Origin of the sequence: Thioalkalivibrio sp. ARh3 (genome assembly GCF_000377265.1) — a bacterium.
In the GTDB taxonomy this organism is placed as follows: domain Bacteria; phylum Pseudomonadota; class Gammaproteobacteria; order Ectothiorhodospirales; family Ectothiorhodospiraceae; genus Thioalkalivibrio; species Thioalkalivibrio thiocyanoxidans.
The window spans coordinates 162,613-181,419 of record NZ_KB897947.1; the positions used below are offsets into that span (position 1 = coordinate 162,613).

At 63.6% G+C, this 18,807-nt stretch carries 19 protein-coding genes; 8 read left to right on the top strand and 11 right to left on the bottom strand.

Going from position 1 to position 18,807, the window contains the following annotated elements; genetic code table 11:
* Positions 1–38: 38 nt before the first annotated feature.
* Positions 39–905 (bottom strand): formylglycine-generating enzyme family protein, encoded by an 867-nt coding sequence (locus C995_RS0100770; protein WP_018863111.1) that lies wholly within the window; start codon positions 903–905, stop codon positions 39–41.
* A gap of 163 nt (positions 906–1,068) precedes the next feature.
* On the opposite strand from C995_RS0100770, the gene C995_RS0100775 reads away from it, so the two are divergent.
* Positions 1,069–1,602: a Tfp pilus assembly protein FimT/FimU gene (locus C995_RS0100775; protein WP_018863112.1), complete on the top strand. Its 534-nt coding sequence runs from the start codon at positions 1,069–1,071 to the stop codon at positions 1,600–1,602.
* Positions 1,603–1,634: 32 nt separating this feature from the next.
* Here C995_RS0100775 and C995_RS0100780 read toward each other — a convergent pair whose 3' ends face one another.
* Complete coding sequence (locus C995_RS0100780) at positions 1,635–2,063, bottom strand: type IV pilin protein (RefSeq protein ID WP_018863113.1); 429 nt, start codon at positions 2,061–2,063, stop codon at positions 1,635–1,637.
* 190 nt (positions 2,064–2,253) lie between these two features.
* Between C995_RS0100780 and C995_RS0100785 the strand changes: the two genes are divergently transcribed.
* From C995_RS0100785 to C995_RS0100810, 6 genes are all read left to right on the top strand, one after another.
* Complete coding sequence (locus tag C995_RS0100785) at positions 2,254–2,805, top strand: Tfp pilus assembly protein FimT/FimU (protein WP_018863114.1); 552 nt, start codon at positions 2,254–2,256, stop codon at positions 2,803–2,805.
* Positions 2,799–3,584 carry a prepilin-type N-terminal cleavage/methylation domain-containing protein gene (locus C995_RS0100790; protein ID WP_081618856.1) on the top strand — a complete coding sequence of 262 codons (786 nt, stop codon included), beginning with the start codon at positions 2,799–2,801 and terminating at the stop codon, positions 3,582–3,584. Before C995_RS0100785 ends, C995_RS0100790 begins: the two co-directional genes overlap by 7 nt.
* The gene (locus tag C995_RS0100795; protein WP_018863116.1) at positions 3,571–4,809 is read left to right on the top strand and encodes a PilX N-terminal domain-containing pilus assembly protein; all 1,239 of its coding nucleotides are present in this window, start codon (positions 3,571–3,573) and stop codon (positions 4,807–4,809) included. Before C995_RS0100790 ends, C995_RS0100795 begins: the two co-directional genes overlap by 14 nt.
* A 49-nt stretch (positions 4,810–4,858) precedes the next feature.
* The gene (locus tag C995_RS13665) at positions 4,859–6,577 is read left to right on the top strand and encodes a prepilin-type N-terminal cleavage/methylation domain-containing protein (protein ID WP_018863117.1); all 1,719 of its coding nucleotides are present in this window, start codon (positions 4,859–4,861) and stop codon (positions 6,575–6,577) included.
* A 368-nt stretch (positions 6,578–6,945) separates the two neighbouring features.
* Entirely contained in the window at positions 6,946–7,257 is a 312-nt protein-coding gene (locus C995_RS0100805) for a nucleotidyltransferase family protein (RefSeq protein ID WP_018138981.1), read from the top strand.
* Entirely contained in the window at positions 7,247–7,594 is a 348-nt protein-coding gene (locus C995_RS0100810) for a DUF86 domain-containing protein (RefSeq protein WP_018875235.1), read from the top strand. The genes C995_RS0100805 and C995_RS0100810 overlap by 11 nt, the downstream gene beginning before the upstream one ends.
* Positions 7,595–7,819: 225 nt before the next feature.
* On the opposite strand, the gene typA is transcribed toward C995_RS0100810, so the two are convergent.
* The 3 genes from typA to speA all read right to left on the bottom strand — a co-directional run bounded on the left by typA (position 7,820) and on the right by speA (position 12,637).
* Positions 7,820–9,640, bottom strand: coding sequence for a translational GTPase TypA (gene typA / locus C995_RS0100815; protein ID WP_018863118.1), 1,821 nt, complete (start codon positions 9,638–9,640; stop codon positions 7,820–7,822).
* An 830-nt stretch (positions 9,641–10,470) separates the two neighbouring features.
* Positions 10,471–10,728 (bottom strand): YcgL domain-containing protein, encoded by a 258-nt coding sequence (locus C995_RS0100820; protein WP_018863119.1) that lies wholly within the window; start codon positions 10,726–10,728, stop codon positions 10,471–10,473.
* 4 nt (positions 10,729–10,732) lie between these two features.
* Positions 10,733–12,637: a biosynthetic arginine decarboxylase gene (speA, locus tag C995_RS0100825; protein WP_018863120.1), complete on the bottom strand. Its 1,905-nt coding sequence runs from the start codon at positions 12,635–12,637 to the stop codon at positions 10,733–10,735.
* 314 nt (positions 12,638–12,951) lie between these two features.
* Here speA and speE point away from each other — a divergent pair, with 314 nt between their 5' ends.
* Positions 12,952–13,803, top strand: a complete 852-nt coding sequence (gene speE, locus C995_RS0100830) for a polyamine aminopropyltransferase (protein ID WP_018863121.1) — start codon at positions 12,952–12,954, stop codon at positions 13,801–13,803.
* A gap of 195 nt (positions 13,804–13,998) precedes the next feature.
* Here speE and fetB read toward each other — a convergent pair whose 3' ends face one another.
* From fetB to folB, 6 genes are all read right to left on the bottom strand, one after another.
* Positions 13,999–14,805, bottom strand: a complete 807-nt coding sequence (fetB, locus tag C995_RS0100835; RefSeq protein ID WP_018863122.1) for an iron export ABC transporter permease subunit FetB — start codon at positions 14,803–14,805, stop codon at positions 13,999–14,001.
* Positions 14,796–15,416: an ATP-binding cassette domain-containing protein gene (locus C995_RS0100840; protein ID WP_018863123.1), complete on the bottom strand. Its 621-nt coding sequence runs from the start codon at positions 15,414–15,416 to the stop codon at positions 14,796–14,798. The genes fetB and C995_RS0100840 overlap by 10 nt, the downstream gene beginning before the upstream one ends.
* 325 nt (positions 15,417–15,741) lie before the next feature.
* Positions 15,742–16,995 carry an ammonium transporter gene (locus C995_RS0100845; protein WP_018863124.1) on the bottom strand — a complete coding sequence of 418 codons (1,254 nt, stop codon included), beginning with the start codon at positions 16,993–16,995 and terminating at the stop codon, positions 15,742–15,744.
* Between the two features lie 37 nt (positions 16,996–17,032).
* Entirely contained in the window at positions 17,033–17,371 is a 339-nt protein-coding gene (locus C995_RS0100850) for a P-II family nitrogen regulator (protein ID WP_012981610.1), read from the bottom strand.
* Positions 17,372–17,436: 65 nt separating this feature from the next.
* Entirely contained in the window at positions 17,437–18,153 is a 717-nt protein-coding gene (locus C995_RS0100855) for a TorF family putative porin (RefSeq protein ID WP_018863125.1), read from the bottom strand.
* A gap of 254 nt (positions 18,154–18,407) precedes the next feature.
* Positions 18,408–18,773: a dihydroneopterin aldolase gene (folB, locus tag C995_RS0100860; RefSeq protein WP_018863126.1), complete on the bottom strand. Its 366-nt coding sequence runs from the start codon at positions 18,771–18,773 to the stop codon at positions 18,408–18,410.
* Positions 18,774–18,807: the final 34 nt, after the last annotated feature.

Sequence of the window (18,807 nt, forward strand, 5' to 3'; positions counted from 1 at the left end):
GCAAAGCGAAACGCATCGCGCTCAGGCAACCTGAGCGCCTAATCGTCCAGCTCCCGCAGGACGCGGAAGCCGAGATTGGTATCCATCTCGTCGATGTTGCGGCGGCGCCGGGCGGCGCTTCGGGTATTTACGGCCGGGTCGAACCACGAGCCACCCTTGGCCACGACCCATTCGTTGTCCGGGTCGCGACGGTATACGCCATCGCGCGGCAGGCTGGCGTGGTCATCATGCCAGGGGGTGGAGGTGAACTCCTGCACGTTGCCATGCATGTCGTACAGCCCCCAAAGGTTCGGCTGGAAGCTGCCGACATCCAGAGGACGGGACAGCGGGAAGCAGGCCGGGATGTACCACCTGCGGCGCTGGCGACGCTCCTCGTAGGGGAACAGGGAGTTGAAGTGCACATCGCGGCAGCCAACCGCCTCGCCGAAGGCAAAAGGCGTGCGCGTGCCGGCCCGGCAGGCGTATTCCCACTCGGCTTCGGTGGGCAGGCGATAGCGCTTGCCGGTCTCCTCACTCAGCCATTCGAGATATTGCTGGATCGACGCGGGCTTGATGTTGAAGATTGGCGTGCGCGGCGTCCTTGGCCACACCAGCCAGTCCCAGGTATCCCAGCCCGTCGCCTCGGCAAAGGCATCCCACTCCTCGCGCGTAACGGCAAAGCGACCCAGGGCAAAGGGCTTCTCCAGCACCACATAGCGCCGCGGCGACTCGTGCTCCTTATGTCCGTACTCCGAGGCGTCCGAACCGATCTCGCACTCGCCCGCCGGAATCACCTGCAACTCGGGCGTCAGCGCACCCGAACGCGCCTCGTCACGGAACGTGATATCCAGCCGCGCCTTGCGCGCCGCCCGCTGCTGCAGGTCCAGCAGATCCGCCTGCTCCATCGCCTGAACACTCTTCGCCATTGGCTCCTTCCAACCCGTACTTGAACCGTATAGGGCGCCCGCCGAGGGCGCGCGCCCATTCTATAGGCAACATCCGCCTGGGGCCGTTCCCCGAGAAGTACTGGTGGGAGGCGTCAAGGTAGTCTAGGCTCGGGCTTGCACGCGATCTCAGGGAGGAGAAGCGATGCGCCACCAAGGCCTCACGGCCATCGAACTGATGGTCACTATTGGCGTGCTCGCCATACTGACCATGCTGGCCGCCCCGGCCTTCAGCCAGATGCTCGAGCGCCAGCGCGTCATCGGCGCCACCAATAGCCTGCTCAACGCCATGCACCTGGCGCGAAGCGAGGCGCTCAAGCGCAACGAACGCGTCACCCTGTGCCCGTCCAGCGACGGCGAGACCTGCCGTGATAACGGCGTCTGGGCAGATGGCTGGATCTGGTTTGCGGATCGAGGAAGCACGGGAAACAGAGCCGCCGAAGATCCGCTGATCGGGCATGCTGCCCCGAACTTGGAAAACGTCCAGGTCAGCGGCAATTCACCGGTTCGGGACTACGTCTCGTACCTGCCCCGAGGCACGACCCAGCGCACCAATGGAGCCCTTCAGATGGGGAGCTTCACCGTATGCGGCCGCGCCGAGGAGGGACGGCGCGTGATCGTCAGCAGCATCGGGCGGCCGCGGAGTGAGCTGCATTCAGGCTGCCAGGCCGAACCATAATCCGGTTCAGGCAGCCTGCTCGACAGCCCGGCTCACCAGCATTCCTCCTCCCCTGGAGTCCCACCACGCTCGGCCGATCCGCCGGTAACTGTGAGGGTGATCGTCTGACACCTTGAGTCATTGGTTTGACGCCCCTGAGGAGTGGCTACCGCTTGGTAACCGGTGCCGCTCGGTGAGCCACTGCCATCAGGGCCGGTGATACTCAGGGTGTAATTCTCATTGCTGAAATCTCCCGACCCTCCCAGCTCGCTCATGGTGGCGTATGTATCGCTGTTGGCCCGCCATCTCTCCTGCTCTAGCTGGATCCGGAGCAGCGCATCGTGCGCATCGGCACGCTGTGACTTGAGGATGTAGTTCTGGTACGAGGGATAGGCGATCGCCGCGAGGATTCCGATCACCACCACCACGATCATCACCTCGATAAGCGTAAATCCGGCCATCCGGCGTTTTGTCTGGTCCATCCCGATCTCTCCCTCTAGGAACAGCTATACGGCTACCCCCGATTCCACCACAAGCCGAGCCACTCGCCCCCTTCCAGATCGACGAAGGGTCTCTTTCGCCCCGTGAGCGGTAGCCGTGCGCCATGCCCAACATACCCCAAACCGTATAATGGGAGTCGACACCTTCCGGCACTCCGAACAGGACCCGTGCATGGCCGCAACCTCCCGACAGTCCGGATTCACCCTGATCGAGCTGATGATCACCATCGCCGTCCTGGTGATCCTGATCACACTGGCCGTCCCCGCCTTCAACCTAGCCGAGCAACGGCGCGTAATCGGCGCAACCGAGAGCGCCCTCGACCAGATTCAGACTGCGCGCTCCGAGGCCATCAAGCAGGGGCGCGACATCTGGTTCGTCAGCCAGACTGATGGGAATGAGTGGTGCCATGGCATCTCGCAGGCGGCCGGTTGTAACTGCTTCGAGCCGGCGGGCGCTGGGGATGCGTGCGAGATTACAATGGCCGGCGGCGACTCTCCCGTCCTGCGCACAACGCATTCCGACAAATTCCGAAATATCTCGATGGCAGGAGGCCAGGAACTCCGATTCGATCATGTCCGCGGCACCGTATCTGGCGGCGACCCGGAAGACATGGTTTTCACCTCCAGTCCCAATAGCTTCGGCATGGAAGTGCGGATCAACCTGATTGGCCGGCCGAGCGCATGCGGCGTCGGGCGCGCGATGGGAGCTTATAGCCAATGCTGAACCATAAGCGCACAAGGAGCTTCGCTCATTCGAGCCGGGCGCCACGACAGCATTGTGATGGCTTCACACTGATCGAACTCATGATCGGGATCCTCGTTGGCACGATCGTGATCGCCGCTGTAATTGCTCTTTACGTCACCGCCATTCGAGGGGCCATTGCGGTAACACAGGAAACGCGGGTCACCCAGGAAACGCGCATTGCGATGGACCTGATGGTCAACGACATCCGGCGCGCCGGATATGCATTTCCGCATCCGAACCGTATCGATGAAGACCCGGACACTGGCCTCCCACTCAACCCCTTCATGAGCGCTGACCTGAATATCGGCATCCACGGCGGGAGTTGCCTCATGCTGAGCTACGACCCCACGTTCCGATATCCACCTGACCCCTCCAGCATGAGCAGAGACCTGTCAGACCTGGATGCAGCCGAAGTCCAGTATGTATTCGGCTACCGCCTAAACGGGAATGCCATTCAATTGCTGACGAACGAGTCGCAAACCACGAGCACCGGGAACTGCCCCGACCGTCCGTGGGCAAGCCTTACTGACCCCAATACCACCAACGTGACCTCTCTCGAATTCGACCTCGAGACCTTCTGCCTGAACACGACAGACGATGATGCCGATTGCGCAACCGCCAGCAGTGGAGACGTCCTGATCGAGAAACGCCGCGTGAACATCACGCTGACAGCCGAACACGCTCAGAACCCAGATACACGCATCCAGCTCGAGGAGAGTGTCGCGGTGCGAAATGACCACGTCTATGCCGCAGAGTGACACACGGGACAAACTGATGAGCTCACGCCACACGCACCCAGGCCGCCTTGGCCGTCAACGCCAAAGCGGCCTGGCGACACTTCTGATCACCGTGGTCATCCTGGTGGCGATCACGCTCATGGTGATCTTCGCGGCCCAGACGGCAATCCTGGACCAGCGAATGTCCGCCAACGAGCTTCGAATGAAGCACGCGGCAAGCGCTGCCCAGGCGGGCGTAGAGTTCGCGACGGCGCGCCTTAATAGCGGCCAGGGGTTACCTTCCGGGCCAATCACTCATGCCTTCGATGGTGACGACGAAAACAACGCCTCTTTCCGCGCTACATTCTTGGCGCCCGACGACGAGATTGAGGCCTGCCCGGAAGACCCAGCCGACTTTCCCGGGGTGTCGGCAGAAAATACCCGCGAAGCCGTTGTTTTCTCCTGTGGCTGGAGTGACGACTTGTCCGCGCGCAAAGGTATATCGGTTGCCATGCAGGCCAGTCCCTCGCTGGCCGACCCACCCACCAACCCGCTGACATCACTCTCCGGCGTTGACACAAATGGTGCGGCGAGGGTCTTCAACTACTTCAACAACCTCACCATCTGGACTGGCAACGCGGTGGATGTCACCGGCAACCCGGGTACCACTTATGTCCGAAATCAATCGGCCACGCCACCGACAGATATCGGGCGCGTCACTGATGACATGAGAAACCCCGACATTAGCGAGTTCTATACCAGGACTACCGACAGAAACGTGCTCGGTCCGGATGTCGTCGATGCCGACCTAACGCTCGACAGCCTGAAAGCTCGAGGCGGTGACGCCTATTTCGAGAATTTCATGGGTGCGACCCGCGAGGATTACAAGAGCCAGTCCACGGTGATCGACGACTTCGATCAACTGGACGGGATGGAGGGGCAGGCCATCTGGCTGGATAGCACCGATGCCTCACTCGGCGGCAACCTGACGATTGGGAGCCGTGATGAGCCGGTGGTTCTGGTCGCACCTGGCGACCTTACAATTTCAGGGAACGTCGACATCTATGGCGTGCTGTATGTAGCCGGCGACCTGCGAGGTAGCGGGACGCTCAACAACTTCGGCGCTGCAATCATCGAAGGAACGACCCGAATCGGCGGCAGCCCCTACTTTATTTTCGATCCCGAGAGCGCGTTCGGCGCGGGCAATGTGGGCGCCCGGGGTGTAGTCAGCGGAACCTGGCGCGACTGGGCACATGAACAGCCCTGACAAACGACTAGCGACGCCAGGATCTACTGCCAATAAGTGGGACAAAAAGATGCACAACAGCAGCCCGAACATCACTACACAGCGCGGAATCACCCTGATCGAGGCCCTGATCGCACTGGCTGTTATCTCCCTGGGCATCCTGGCAATTGCCAAGCTGTACGGGGACCTCATTTTCAGCACCGCCGACAGCAAGGCACGCACCGAGGCAGTCCAGCTCGCCGAGGGAGAGATCGAACGCCTCCGCAGCGCGATGAACCGCGGTGACTTTGAATTGCTCGCGGATGCTGGCCCACAGCCCCGGACCGGAACCAACGCGGAATTCACGATAACGCCATCCGTTGGTTGGGACGATGACACCGAGCAAAATCGCCTGGATGTTCAGATGCGCGTCGAGTGGACCGATGCCCGAGGCGATCCACAGAGCGTCAACATATCCAGCAGCGTCGCATGGATGGACCCCCGGCTGACGACCAACATCGCCAAGGGTCGCCTCTCCGAAGGCGAAGACCCCATCGCACGCCCCACCGGCCGCGCTACCACCGGCGATGACGGACGGGGTGTACTCGACACCGGGCTGGATGACGCCGACCTGGCCCCGGAAGATCGCGAACGGCTCCTGGACCTTGCCGATCGCATTGATGTCGATCTCCACGAGGAAGAAGGAGTCTTTCAAGTCGTCCGTGATGGAGAAGCCCTGTTGACGACCAGGAACGCCGCGCTCGGATCAATCAGTGGCCGTGTGTTTCTGGAAGGCGGTGAAGATGATACCGCGGAAGTCTGGCGCGTCCTTTCCTCGGATGCTGCGTTCTGCGACACGGAGTTCGGCAGCAACAGCCGAGCCTTCGGGGACAAAGCACTACCTTACTTCAACTACGTCTGTTTTTTCGGGCAGGGTTGGTTCGGAAACATCGGAATTCTTCGCGAAGAATCGGAATTGGAATCGGGCATATGCCTAGGGGATCCTGAAGGTGAAGGTGACCTGGAGTATGGAGACTGGGACTCGGCTGACTTTCAGCGCAGCGCGATCCGGCGCTACCGGGGTTTTATCGAGGGGTCTGACGGCCAGGTCACCGGCAGCGAAGGGCTTGGAGACGGAAACAATCCTCTCTTCATGGAACGGCACGATTTTCTTCGGGTATCGCTACGGGGCAACATCAAGACATGCGACGCCAAGATTGATGACCTTCCCACTCAGTTTTCCTCGGAGTTCTCCGGATCCATTTTCGGCATCGCGGAGCACGCCAACCCCGGGCGTAATGTCTGCCTGAGAGGACCTGGCCTGTGCATGGATGACGGCGACGTCGGTCCACGAACTGAAACAGCGGATGTCATCCTCCGCTTCCAGTCTGAAGACTCTGGGCTCGGGGTCGAAGAAATCATGGAACAGCTGTTGTATGAAGGCCCCGGCGGCGGCGGGCAGGACGAAGATGCGCCGATGCAGTGCGCACCCTCCGACGAGTGGTTAGAGGAGGGGGGAATTGCCGAAGTGGCCTGCGAGGTGGATGTGCCAGAAGGCGCGTCTTCTTGGCGCGCGGACTTGGAACTAATCCCCAACGAAGATAACGCCAACGAGGTCTATGCTTGCAACGGCTCGGAAGAAGCAGAGCTAGAAATCGGGCAACATGGCAGTGTAAGCTTCAGTCGCCAAGGCAACCAGATTGACGGAACCACCATTGAATTCAGGAGAATTCCCGACGTAGGGGAGATCATCTTCCCCTCTCCGGAGGCAGACATCGACGTCATCGAGCTTTGCATCACTCCAAACTGAGGGGAGTTAAGTGGGGCAGGTCTATTTCTCCCCTTCGAACCCCGGCTTCGCGCCGGGGTTTCTTGTGGTCTGCGAGAGGGGGCAGAGCTTGTCTTTTGCCTGAGACCCCGCAAGAAGCAAGCTGCCTTTACATACGGAAAAGCGCCCGGCGGATGATCCGACCGGGCGCTTCTTTTTGCCTGGCCCACTGGCGGGGCGTTGGCGTCCGCCTTATGCCGAGGCGGCGCGGGCGGCCTTCTTGCGTTCGCGCGCGTGGGGTCAGAGCTCGCCTTTTGCCCCCGGATTGGTCGCCCCCAGAGCTCTCAAATTGTTCGACGGCTGCGCTTGGGGCGTGACTGTCGTATCGTATTCCGGAAGGAGGCTCGGGCATGCATCCATTGATTGAACAACATCGCAGCGCCCTCGAATCGGTATGCCGTGACTTCGGCGTCTCGCGGCTCGACGTTTTCGGATCTGCAGCTCGCGGCGAAGATTTCGACCCTGAACGTTCGGACGTGGATTTCCTCGTGGAATTCGGGCCGGATCAGACCAGATTGTCCCTGGAACACTTCCTCGGTCTGCGCAGAGAGTTGAGCGACATTCTTGGACGGCCCGTGGACCTGGTGACGCCGGAAAGCGTGAGCAATCCGTATGTCCTCGCGGATATCGAGCGAACCCGGGAAGCGGTCCATGCGGCGTGATCCGCGTGCTTACGTTTGGGATGCACGTGAAGCCGCGAGACGCGTGGCGGAATTCGTGGAGGACGCAAACGAAGATGGCTACATGGCCAGCGACCTGATGCGCTCCGCCGTTGAGCGGCAGCTGGAGATTCTGGGCGAGGCGCTGGGGCAGCTGGAAAAGGCGGATCCCGATCTGGCCCGACAGATTCCACAGTTGAGGGCGGCCGTGGATCTGCGAAACCTGTTGATCCATGGTTATGCCAAGATCGATAGCCGTATTGTCTGGAGCACTGCCACGACCGACGTCCCGGTTATGGCGCGAGAACTGGACAGTTTACTGCGGCAACTGGATGAGTGAGGCCCGCAATAGCGGCCGTCACGTTGGGCTGCTAGCTGTTTGGGAAACCTTGCCTACGTTGCCCCTCGGCGGAGCACCACATACAGGTCCCGGATAAACGCTTTGCAATTCCCGGGGTGGCAAAGAACCTGGTTCCAGCGGACATGACACGAAAAAGCGCCCGGCGGATGATCCGACCGGGCGCTTCTTTTTGCCTGGCCCACTGACGGGGCGCTGGCGTAGGCCTTATGCCGAGGCGGCGCGGGCGGCCTTCTTGCGTTCGTGCTCGAGCAGGAACTTCTTGCGGATGCGGATGTTTTCCGGGGTGACCTCGACCAGTTCGTCGTCGTCGATGAACTCGATGGCCTGCTCAAGGGTCATGCGGATCGGCGGGGTCAGCTGGATGTTCTCGTCGGTCCCGGCAGCACGGATATTGGTGAGCTGCTTGGCCTTGAGCGCGTTGACGACCAGGTCGTTCTCGCGCGAGTGCAGGCCGATCACCATGCCTTCGTAGACCTCGTCGCCGGGGCCGATGAACAGCTTGCCGCGATCCTGCAGGTTGAACAGGGCAAAGCCCAGCGCCTTGCCGGCGGCGTTGGCGATCAGCACACCGTTCTGGCGCGAGGCCACCGCCCCCGGCTGGTAGGGGCCGTAGTGGTCAAAGATGTGGTGCAGGATGCCGGTGCCGGAGGTCGCGGTCATGAACTCGGTCTGGAAGCCGATCAGTCCGCGCGACGGGATGATGAAGTCCAGGCGCACGCGGCCCTTGCCGTCCGGGACCATGTTGGTCATGTCGCCGCGGCGTTCGCCGAGCTTCTCCATGATCGTGCCCTGGTGCTGCTCCTCGACGTCGACGGTGACGGCCTCGTAGGGCTCCTGCTTCACGCCATCCACTTCCTTGATGACCACTTCCGGGCGCGAGACGCCCAGCTCGTAGCCTTCGCGGCGCATGTTCTCGATCAGGATGCCCAGGTGCAGTTCGCCGCGCCCGGAGACCTTGAACTTGTCAGCGTCGTCGGTCTCTTCCACGCGCAGGGCGACGTTGTGCTTGAGCTCTTCCAGCAGGCGGTCGCGCAGCACGCGCGAGGTCACGTACTTGCCCTCGCGCCCGGCGAACGGCGAGGTGTTGACCTGGAAGGTCATGGTCACCGTCGGCTCGTCCACCGTCAGCGGTTCCATCGCCTCGACGTTATTCGGGTCGCACAGGGTGTCGGAGATGTACAGCTCGTCCATGCCGGTGAAGGTGATGATGTCACCGGCGCGGGCCTCCGCGACCTCGACACGCTCCAGGCCATGGAAGCCCATGATCTGCAGCATGCGGCCGTTACGTACCTTGCCCTCACGGTCCACCACCTTGACCGGGGTGTTCGGCTTGATGCGTCCGCGCTTCACGCGGCCGATGCCGATCAGACCCTGGTAGGAGTTGTAGTCCAGCGAGGAGACCTGCATCTGGAACGGGCCGTCGGCGTCCACGTTCGGCGCCGAGACATGCTCGACGATGGTCTCGAACAGGCAGGTCATGTCGCCTTCGGTGACACTGGAATCCATGCCGGCGAAGCCGTTCAGCGCGGAGGCGAACACGATGGGGAAATCCAGTTGCTCGTCGGTCGCGCCGAGGCGGTCGAATAGGTCGAACACCTGGTCCACGGCCCAGTCCGGGCGGGCGCCGGGGCGGTCGACCTTGTTGACCACCACGATCGGCTTGAAGCCCATCGCGAAGGCCTTCTGCGTCACGAAGCGGGTCTGCGGCATCGGGCCGTCGACCGCGTCCACCAGCAGCAGCACCGAGTCGACCATGGACAGCACCCGCTCGACCTCACCACCGAAGTCGGCGTGTCCGGGGGTGTCGACGATGTTGATGCGGTAGTCCTGCCATTTGATGGCGGTGTTCTTGGCGAGGATGGTGATCCCGCGTTCCTGTTCAATCGCGTTGGAGTCCATGACCCGCTCGCCGTGATCACCACGTTCGTCGAGGGTGCCGGACTGGCGCAGGAGCTGGTCCACCAGCGTGGTCTTGCCATGGTCGACGTGAGCGATGATGGCGATGTTGCGAAGCTTTTCGGTCATGAACGCGAGAACTCTGATACTGAGGAAAAAGGGCGGCTACTATACAGGACTCTGACCGCGCGCGTTGCTTCTTCCGCGTCGCGGGTGCAGGCAAAGCCCCTTCGGGCCGCGCGATGGCCGAGTCATTTTCCCGTCACCGCGAGAAGGCGCTGCCGCCACGCCGGTCGGGTGGGATACCCCGGGTTGGGGCAGCGCCAGGCGAATGGTGCCCGGTCCAGCGCCGTGATCGGCCAGGGGCTGGCCTCCTGCACGGCAGGTCGAGACCCCGGGAACGGGACGGGCTGCCCCCAAGGCTTTGGTTACCCCGGCGTACGGGCAACCCCGAACTGTAGGAGGCCGGCCCTCCGGCCGATGCGACGGCGTGCATCGCTCCGGCGCCCGGACCCGCCCCGGCGTTGGGACAGCACCCGGCGAATGGTGCCCGGTCCTGCGTCGTGATCGGCCAGGGGGCTGGCCTCCTACACGGCAGGTCGAGGCCCCGGAAACGGGACGAGCTGCCCCCAAGGCCTTGGTCACCCCGGCGTACGGGCAACCCCGAACTGTAGGAGGCCGGCCCTCCGGCCGATGCGACGGCGTGCATCGCTCCGGCGCCCGGACCCGCCCCGGCGTTGGGACAGCGCCCGGCGAATGGTGCCCGGTCCTGCGTCGTGATCGGCCAGGGGCTGGCCTCCTGCACGGCAGGTCGAGACCCCGGAAACGGGAAGAGCTGCCCCCAAGGCCTTGGTTACCCCGGCGCACGGGCAACCCCAAACTGTAGGAGGCTGGCCCTCCGGCCGAGGCCGGCGGCACATCCGTGTGCCGTTGGGAAACGCCGATGAATCCGCGTTTCTTCAGGCGCCGGGGACCTGTTCTTCTTCCTCCGGGGGCGGGAACTGGAGGTGGAAGCCCTGCTCCTTGAGGTTGGCGAGGACCTGCTGCGGGTCTTCCTGGGCCAGGGTGCGGTCCGGCGTCAGTTCGAACTCCAGCGCAAACTCGAGGCGACCCAGAGCACGGGTCAGGCCATCGGGGAGCTCGGAGAAGTCGTCCTTCTCGGGCAGGTAGACATAGGTATCGGCGCGCCGGGTCGCGCGGTAGACATAGCACTGCATCGGTTCAGTCCTCGAGATAGGTGTATCCGGTCAGGCCCTGTTCCAGTTCGGCCAGCAGCCGCCCGGCCTCGCCGCCGCGCAGGCCCAGGGCGTCGATCTTGGCGCGGAAGGCGCGGCGCAGGTCGTCCGGGGCAAAGTGCACGTAGGACAGCAGTTCGTCCACGGTGTCGCCGCGCTCCGGGTCGACCAGCCGGTAGCCGCCCTCCGGCAGCAGCTCCACGTTTACGGTGTCGGTGTCCCCGAACAGGTTGTGCAGGTCGCCCAGGATCTCCTGGTAGGCGCCGACCAGGAAGATGCCAAGATAGTACGGCTCGCGGTCGTTCCACGGGTGCAGGGCGAGCGTGGTGTGCGTGCCCTCGCGCTCCACGTAGTGCTCGATGTGACCATCGGAATCGCAGGTCAGGTCCTGCAGCACCGCGCGCCGAGTCGGCCGCTCGTCCAGCCGGTGCAGCGGCACGATCGGGAAGATCTGGTTGATCGCCCAGGTGTCCGGGATCGACTGGAATACGGAGAAGTTGCAGAAGACCTTGTCCGCCAGCTTGTCCGTCAGTTCTGCGTGGATCTCCGCCGGCAAAGCCTCCGGCTGCGCCAGCAGGCGCTGGCACAGCGCGAAGTAGATTGCCTCGGCGCGGGCGCGGTCGGCCAGCGACAACATCCCCCGGGCAAAACGCGCCTGTACCTCGGACAGGCCGTAGGCGGCATCGTGGTAGATCTCGGAGGCCGGGCGCTCGCCGTCCTCCAGCAGGGCACGCATGGCGGCGATTTCGGGCAGTTCGCCATCCTCCGCGGGCGGCACGTCGCCATCCCCCGGGGCCGGCTCGCAGTCGATCACGTTGGTGATCAGCACCGCGTGGTGCGCGGTCAGCGCGCGGCCGGACTCGCTGAATACCTCGGGCATGGCCAGGCCATGCTCGTCGCAGACGCGCTTGAGCGGGCGCAGGATGTTCAGCGCGTACTCCTCCACCGAGTAGTTGATCGAGCACTCGTTGCGCGAGCGCGAGCCCTCGTAGTCGATCCCCAGCCCGCCACCGACATCCACCACCTGTAGCGCGGCGCCCGCCTCGGTCAGCGCGGCGAAATAACTGGCGGCCTCGCCCATCCCGTTCTGGATGTCGCGGATGTTCGCGATCTGCGACCCCATGTGAAAGTGCAACAGCTGCAGCCGATCCAGCCAGTCGAGACCCCGCAGGCGTTCCAGGATGCCCAGGACATCCGCCGCGGACAGGCCGAACTTGGCCTTCTCGCCTCCGGTGTTCTGCCACTTGCCCTTGCCGATCGAGGCCAGGCGTACACGCAACCCCAACAACGGCGCGATATCCATCTCGTGCGACTGGCGGATGACTTCTTCCAGTTCCGAGGGCTTCTCGATCACGATAAACACGCGATGCCCCAGCTGGCGTCCGATCAGCGCCAGGCGCACATACTCGCGGTCCTTGTAACCATTGCAGATGATCACCGACCCGGGGCGCGACTGGGCCAGCACCGCGATCAGTTCCGGCTTGCTGCCCGCCTCCAGCCCCACTTGCGGGGTGAAGCCCTCGGCGTCCGGGGTATCGCCCGCGGCCAGGATGCAATCCACCACCGAGCGTTGCTGGTTCACCTTGATCGGATAGATGGCGGTAAATGCGCCGGCGTAATCCAGCTCCTCGGCGGCATTGGCGAAGGCCCGGGCCAGGCGCCGGACCCGCCCGTCCAGCACATCCTGAAAACGCACCAGCGCCGGCGGCCCGATATGCTCCTCGCGCAGGCGGCTGGCCAGGTCGTACAGATCCACCCCCGGGTGCTCCGGCCAGTCCGGACGGCGCATGACCACATGTCCCGCCGCACTCAGCTCGAAGAACCCACCGTTCCAGTGGTCGATGCCGTAGGTGGCACGGGCCTCGTCCAGATTCCAGGGCGTAACGGTCATGATGTTCCCGGATTTCAAAAGCTAGGAAAGTCCCGTCATTGCGAGGAGCGAAGCGACGTGGCAATCGCCTTCATCATCCCCCCGAACACCAGGGGCGATCAGGGCAACCAACCGCACTGCCCTCATTCAGGAGATTACTCGCTACGCTCGCCCTTCGGGCCGGCCGGCGGCCGTTCAACGCAGCTTCGCTGCTTTTGTACGTCGCCGCCTGCGGCTCCTCGCAATGACGAGAAGAGCAGAGTTGCCCGCAGGATACAGGGCACTATCATAGCGGCGCATCATACCGTCCACCGCACCGGCAAGGGGAGCCGCCAATGGCACTCGACAACAACTGGTTCAGCGAACCGCACGAAGACATGGCGCTGTCCCTGCGCATCAAGCAGAAGCTGCATGAAGAGCAGACCCCGTACCAGAAGATCGAGATCTACGAGACCGAGGCCTTCGGCAACCTGATGGTGATCGACGACTGCGTGATGCTCACCGGCCGCGACAACTTCATCTACCACGAGATGATGTCGCACCCGGTGCTGTATTCGCACAGCGCGCCGAGGAACGTAGTGATCATCGGCGGCGGCGACTGCGGCACCCTGCGCGAGGTGCTCAAGCACGACGAGGTCGAACACGCCGTGCAGGTGGATATTGACGAGCGCGTCACCCGCCTGTCCGAGCAGTACTTCCCGGAGCTTTGCGACGCCAACGACGACCCGCGCGCCGAGCTGCTGTTCGACGACGGTGTGCAGTACTTGAAGGACGCCGCCCCCGGCTCCATCGACGTGATCATCGTCGACTCCACCGACCCGGTCGGCCCGGCCGAAGGGCTGTTCTCCACCGCGTTCTACAAGGACTGCGTGAAGGCCCTGGGCGCAGACGGCCTGCTGGTGCAGCAAAGCGAATCACCGCTGCTGCACACCGACAGCATCATCCGCCCAATGCACGACAGCCTGCGCGCGGCGAACTTCATCGACGCCCTGGCATTGCACTTCCCGCAACCGACCTATCCCTCCGGCTGGTGGACCTGCACCATCGCCGCGAAGGACTGCCCGGTGTCGTTCCTGCGCGAAGAGGCAGCCGAGGAGCTGCCGTTTCTCACGCACTACTACAACGCCGCGATCCACCGCGCGGCAGGCGCTACTCCGGAGTTCTTCCGCCGCAAGCTGTTCGCCTGATCGCGCGCCAGGCCCCTGGCGGGGCCCTTCAATAACCCGTCATTGCGAGGCCCCGCATGGGCCGTGGCAATCTCCCAACGAAACCCCCGACGTCTGCCCCGGCCGGCGTCAGGGCCGCCCACGGAGATCGCCACAGCGCTGCGCGCCTCGCGATGACGGGCACCACAAACGCCGCAGGGTGCATTGAGCTCGTGACTAGGCGTGGCGGCCGGCCTTGAGGCGGTCGAGGCGCAGGCGTTCGCGGGTGTCGAAGAGGCGGCGGGAGGCGAACCAGACCGCACCGAGGGTGCCGAAGCCCGTGCCCGCGGTGATCAGGAACATGATCAGGATCTGGTACTTGACCGCCTCCACTGGCGGGGCGCCGGCCAGGATCTGGCCGGTCATCATGCCCGGCAGGCTGACGATGCCGGCGGCGGCCATGGCGTTGATGGTCGGCATCAGGCCGGAGCGCGCGGCCTCGCGGCGCATGGTCGTGACCGCCTCGCTCCAGGAGGCCCCCATCGCCAGCCGGCCCTCGATGGTGCGGCGCTCGCGCCAGACGGTCTGCGTCAGGCGGTCCAGCCCCAGCGCGATGCCGGTCATGGTGTTGCCGAGCAGCATGCCCAGCAGCGGGATCGCGTACTGCGGCTCCCACCAGGGGGTTGGTCCGACCATGGTGGTCAACGCCAGCACCGTGACCGCGAACGCCGAGATGAACATGGTGACGGTGCCGATCCCGTAGCCCCAGAGCCCGGCGAAACGGCGCTGCTGGCGCGCCATCACCTCGTAGCCGGCCACCGCCAGCATGACCACGGCCATCAGCGCCACCCAGCCGAGCTGGGCGTGATCGAACAGCGTCTGCAGGATCAGCCCGACCAGCAGCAGCTGGATCACGGTGCGCGCCCCGGCGATCAACAGGCTGCGCCCCAGGCCCATGCGTGCCCAGACCGTCACTCCGGCCAGGGCAACGACCAGCAGCGCGGCCAGCGTCAGATCGAACGGGGAGAGCGAGATCAGGTCCATGCCGGCGCCTCCAGTTGTCCGTCGCGGATCGTGAGGATGCGGCCGCCAAGGCGCTGGCGTTGCAGGGTGTCGTGACTGACCCACAGCGCCGCCGCTTCTTCCTCCGCGAGATACGCCCGCACGGCGCGCTCGATGCGCTTAGTGTTCTCCAGATCCAGGTTGGCGGTGGGCTCATCCAGCAGCAGGACACGCGGCTGGTTCATGAGCGCGCGCACCAGGCCCAGGCGCTGCTTCTCGCCGCTGGAGAGACGTTCGATCTCCCAGCGCAGTGATTCCTCCGGGAGGGCCACTTGTTCCAGGAGGTGCAGCGCCTTCGGGCGCGCGAAATCGGCCGGGAGGTGCTCGTCTACGCGCTCGCCCCACCAGGCGGTCTCCGCCGGCACGTACGCCACGCGTCGGCGCCATTCGACCGGCGGGATGGAATCGCGCGGTTCCCCGTTCAGCGTCACTGCGCCGGCGTTGGGGTCGAGGTCCGCCAGGGCCCGCAGCAGCAAGGACTTGCCGGAACCCGAGGCGCCCGTGATCTGCACCAACTCGCCCGGCTGAACCGCCAGGTCCAGCGGGCCAAGATGTGCGGTTTTCAGTTGGCGAACGTCCAGAAGGCGATCCATGCGACAGGGTTCCGAGGCGACGAACTGGCGATCGTAACCGAAGCCGGGGCAGCGGGATGAATGGCCGGACCGGAAGGCGCTGCTTGCTGCGAGAAGAGCGGTCGGCTGGGTCGGGTTACCTCTGCGGATGTCGACCGCGCGGTCCGGCGCGGGCCAGGGCTTCGCGGGCGAGCCCGCTCCCACAGCTTTGTAAACAAAAAAAGGCGCCCTGGGAGGGGCGCCCAAAGGCCAACATCCGAGTCCCGGGAGACTGTCTTGTCGGCGTCGGAGGAGACGATATCGGGGCCGAGCCAGCGGCCCGACCCCGGTTCAGGTTAACGCGGGTTTATTGCTTGCCGGTGAACTCCGGATAGGCCTCGAGGCCACACTCGGTGATGTCGGCACCCAGGTCCTCGTCCTCTTCGCTCAGGCGGATGCCCATTACCGCCTTCAGGATGGCCCAGACGATCAGGGAGGCCACGAAGACGAACACGAAGATGGACAGCAGACCCAGCAGCTGGGCGACGAAGGTCGCGTCCGGGTTGGACAGCAGCACCGCGAACACACCCCAGATACCGGCAGTACCGTGCGCGGAGATCGCGCCGACCGGGTCGTCGATCTTCAGCTTGTCCAGCGCGACGATCGAGAACACCACGATCACGCCACCGATGGCACCGATGATCATCGCCAGGAACGGGCTGGGCATCAGCGGCTCGGCGGTGATGGACACCAGACCCGCGACTGCACCGTTCAGCGCCATGGTCAGGTCGGCCTTGCCGAACACCAGACGGGTGGTAATCAGAGCGGCGACCACACCCCCGGCCGCAGCCAGGTTGGTGTTGGCGAACACGGCAGCCACGGCGTTGGCGGACTCGATGTCCGAGACCTTCAGCTCGGAACCGCCGTTGAAGCCGAACCAGCCCAGCCACAGGATCAGCACACCGAGGGTGGCCAGCGGCATGCTGGAGCCCGGGATCGCGTTGATCTGGCCGTCCTTGCCGTACTTGCCCTTGCGTGCCCCGAGGAGCAGCACGCCGGCCAGCGCCGCGGCGGCGCCCGTGAAGTGGACGATGCCGGAACCGGCGTAGTCGAGGTAGCCGATCTGGTCGAGGAAGCCCTCGCCCCAGCTCCAGAAGCCCTGGATCGGGTAGATGAAGCCGGTCAGCACGACCGCAAAGGCGAGGAAGGCCCACAGCTTCATCCGCTCGGCCACGGCACCCGAGACGATGGACATCGCGGTGGCCACGAACACGACCTGGAAGAAGAAGTCGGCACGATCGGAGTAGTAGATGTCGCCATTGCTACCCAGCACGTCACCCACCGCGTTATCGCCCGTGATCAGGAAGCCGATACTCGGGATCACGGAGCTCAGGCCATCGCCGTACATGATGTTGTAGCCGATCAGCATGTACATGATGCTCGCGATCGAATACAGGGCGATATTCTTGGTAGCGATTTCGGCGACACTTTTGGTGCGCACCATCCCGGCCTCGAGCATGGTAAAGCCCGCGGCCATCCACATCACCAGTGCACCGGCCACCAGAAAGTAAAATGTGTCCATCGCATAGGCGAGTTCGACGACTTGTTGTTCAATTTCCATGATTGAAATTCCTCATTCGATGGAAGAGGGAAAACCCTTAAAGGGCCTCCGGGCCGGTCTCGCCCGTGCGAATACGCACGACCTGCTCCACCGGGGTGATAAAGATCTTGCCGTCGCCGATCTTGCCCGTGCTGGCAGACTTGGAAATGGCCTCGACCACCTGATCGACCAGGTTTTCGTCGACAGCCACTTCCAGTTTCACCTTGGGCAGAAAATCGACCACGTATTCGGCACCGCGATAGAGCTCGGTATGGCCGCGCTGACGACCAAAACCCTTTACTTCGGTCATGGTCATGCCTTGCACGCCGATCTCCGAGATCGCCTCGCGAACATCATCAAGCTTGAACGGCTTGATCACGGCGGTAATCATCTTCATGTCGGACTCCTTGAGCGGGGCCGCCGAAAGGCGGGCCCGCGGTTACTTGAGGGTAAAAGCCGGGTCTAGAACGTCTTGGTCCAGCCCACCCAGGCACCAACGTCCTCGTCGGACTCGTCGACGTATTCGAGATTGAAGCTGAACTCGCCCCAGTCACCGGCATCGCGCGTGAGGCTCGCGGTGTAGTGGGTGTAGTTGTCGTTCTCGTTGGTGTCGTCGAAGGTCTGGCGACCGACCAGGAAGCCGGCGCTGTAGACATCCATGAACGGGATGTCGAGGCCGCCGTAGTAGTACGTATCCTTGCGCTCCAGGGCGGAGTCGGAGCTGTCGGTGACGACGTGCGCGATACCGCCGTACAAGCCGACGGGGCCAGTGTCGAAACTCAGTTCGCCGTAGATCTCGCCAAAGTCGGCGCTCAGGGATCCGCTGTCATCACGGGCATCGGGATAGGCGTAATAGAGGTAGCCGACGTCATAGCCAAAACCATTGTCGAACTCGTCGGCAAATCCGAGATAAAGATCCATCTCGTAGCTGGTGTCGTCACCAAAGTCGACATTGGAGAGCCAGGTACCGACGTAGAAACCGGACTCATGTTCGTAATCAATGCCACCCTGGATTGCGGCGCCATCGTCGGTCTCGGAAAAACCGCGGAAGTAGTAATTGGAGACCGCCCCGATGTTTACGGAAAGCTCCGCGGTGGCAGTCGAGGTAAAGGCCACACCGCCGGTGGATCCGACAGTGACGATGGCGGCGGCCAGTGCGGAACGAGTGAACTTCTTCATGTTGTGTTCTCCCAGTTGTGCAATCGAGTGTCGCGTAATCGACACCCGGTCCTTGCACGGGGCGTGCCATATCGGGAAAACGGAGCCAGATCGGCTTTTCACAACACCTGTTGCAGGCGAACGACGCCAGCACGCACAAGAGCGGTGCGCACTAAAAGTGCACACGCACCAAGATGGGTCAGGAAATGAGGAATCTGTGACCGGCCGCACGGCCGGAGTCGAGAGGAGCTAAGGCAGGAATCGAGGCGAAGGGATCAGGAGGAGGCCGGGAGGGTGCCGCGTTCGACCGCGATGCCGACTTCGGCCACACCGGCGACCGCGCCGGGCTTGCCCAGCTCGATGCGCACCCACGGAGTGCGAAACTCGGTCATCAGGGCCTCCGCGATCTCTTCGGCCAGGGACTCCAAAAGCGCGTGGGGTTCGCGCGTGACGATCGCGCGCACGGCATTCGCCACGGCCTCGTAATCGACCGTGTCCGTGATCTCGCCGGAGTGCGCGGCCACCCGCGTATCGGTAGCCAGCTCGATGTCGAAGCGCAGGGGGCGCCGGATGCGCTGCTCCCAGTCATAGACGCCGACGACGGCATCAATGCGCAGATCCTTGAGGTAGATTCGATCCATCCCGTACCTTCGCGGTCCGGCCGTGGCGGCCGGC

What these genes read in the sequence shown, in the direction of transcription:
- C995_RS0100850 (WP_012981610.1), bottom strand. Translation starts at nt 17,371, where the DNA reads ATGAAGATGATTACCGCCGTGATCAAGCCGTTCAAGCTTGATGATGTT.
- fetB (WP_018863122.1), bottom strand. Translation starts at nt 14,805, where the DNA reads ATGGACCTGATCTCGCTCTCCCCGTTCGATCTGACGCTGGCCGCGCTG.
- C995_RS0100795 (WP_018863116.1), top strand. Translation starts at nt 3,571, where the DNA reads ATGCCGCAGAGTGACACACGGGACAAACTGATGAGCTCACGCCACACG.
- C995_RS0100820 (WP_018863119.1), bottom strand. Translation starts at nt 10,728, where the DNA reads ATGCAGTGCTATGTCTACCGCGCGACCCGGCGCGCCGATACCTATGTC.
- C995_RS0100775 (WP_018863112.1), top strand. Translation starts at nt 1,069, where the DNA reads ATGCGCCACCAAGGCCTCACGGCCATCGAACTGATGGTCACTATTGGC.
- C995_RS0100840 (WP_018863123.1), bottom strand. Translation starts at nt 15,416, where the DNA reads ATGGATCGCCTTCTGGACGTTCGCCAACTGAAAACCGCACATCTTGGC.
- C995_RS13665 (WP_018863117.1), top strand. Translation starts at nt 4,859, where the DNA reads ATGCACAACAGCAGCCCGAACATCACTACACAGCGCGGAATCACCCTG.
- speE (WP_018863121.1), top strand. Translation starts at nt 12,952, where the DNA reads ATGGCACTCGACAACAACTGGTTCAGCGAACCGCACGAAGACATGGCG.
- C995_RS0100805 (WP_018138981.1), top strand. Translation starts at nt 6,946, where the DNA reads ATGCATCCATTGATTGAACAACATCGCAGCGCCCTCGAATCGGTATGC.
- C995_RS0100770 (WP_018863111.1), bottom strand. Translation starts at nt 905, where the DNA reads ATGGCGAAGAGTGTTCAGGCGATGGAGCAGGCGGATCTGCTGGACCTG.
- speA (WP_018863120.1), bottom strand. Translation starts at nt 12,637, where the DNA reads ATGACCGTTACGCCCTGGAATCTGGACGAGGCCCGTGCCACCTACGGC.
- C995_RS0100780 (WP_018863113.1), bottom strand. Translation starts at nt 2,063, where the DNA reads ATGGACCAGACAAAACGCCGGATGGCCGGATTTACGCTTATCGAGGTG.
- C995_RS0100790 (WP_081618856.1), top strand. Translation starts at nt 2,799, where the DNA reads ATGCTGAACCATAAGCGCACAAGGAGCTTCGCTCATTCGAGCCGGGCG.
- C995_RS0100845 (WP_018863124.1), bottom strand. Translation starts at nt 16,995, where the DNA reads ATGGAAATTGAACAACAAGTCGTCGAACTCGCCTATGCGATGGACACA.
- C995_RS0100785 (WP_018863114.1), top strand. Translation starts at nt 2,254, where the DNA reads ATGGCCGCAACCTCCCGACAGTCCGGATTCACCCTGATCGAGCTGATG.
- C995_RS0100855 (WP_018863125.1), bottom strand. Translation starts at nt 18,153, where the DNA reads ATGAAGAAGTTCACTCGTTCCGCACTGGCCGCCGCCATCGTCACTGTC.
- C995_RS0100810 (WP_018875235.1), top strand. Translation starts at nt 7,247, where the DNA reads ATGCGGCGTGATCCGCGTGCTTACGTTTGGGATGCACGTGAAGCCGCG.
- folB (WP_018863126.1), bottom strand. Translation starts at nt 18,773, where the DNA reads ATGGATCGAATCTACCTCAAGGATCTGCGCATTGATGCCGTCGTCGGC.
- typA (WP_018863118.1), bottom strand. Translation starts at nt 9,640, where the DNA reads ATGACCGAAAAGCTTCGCAACATCGCCATCATCGCTCACGTCGACCAT.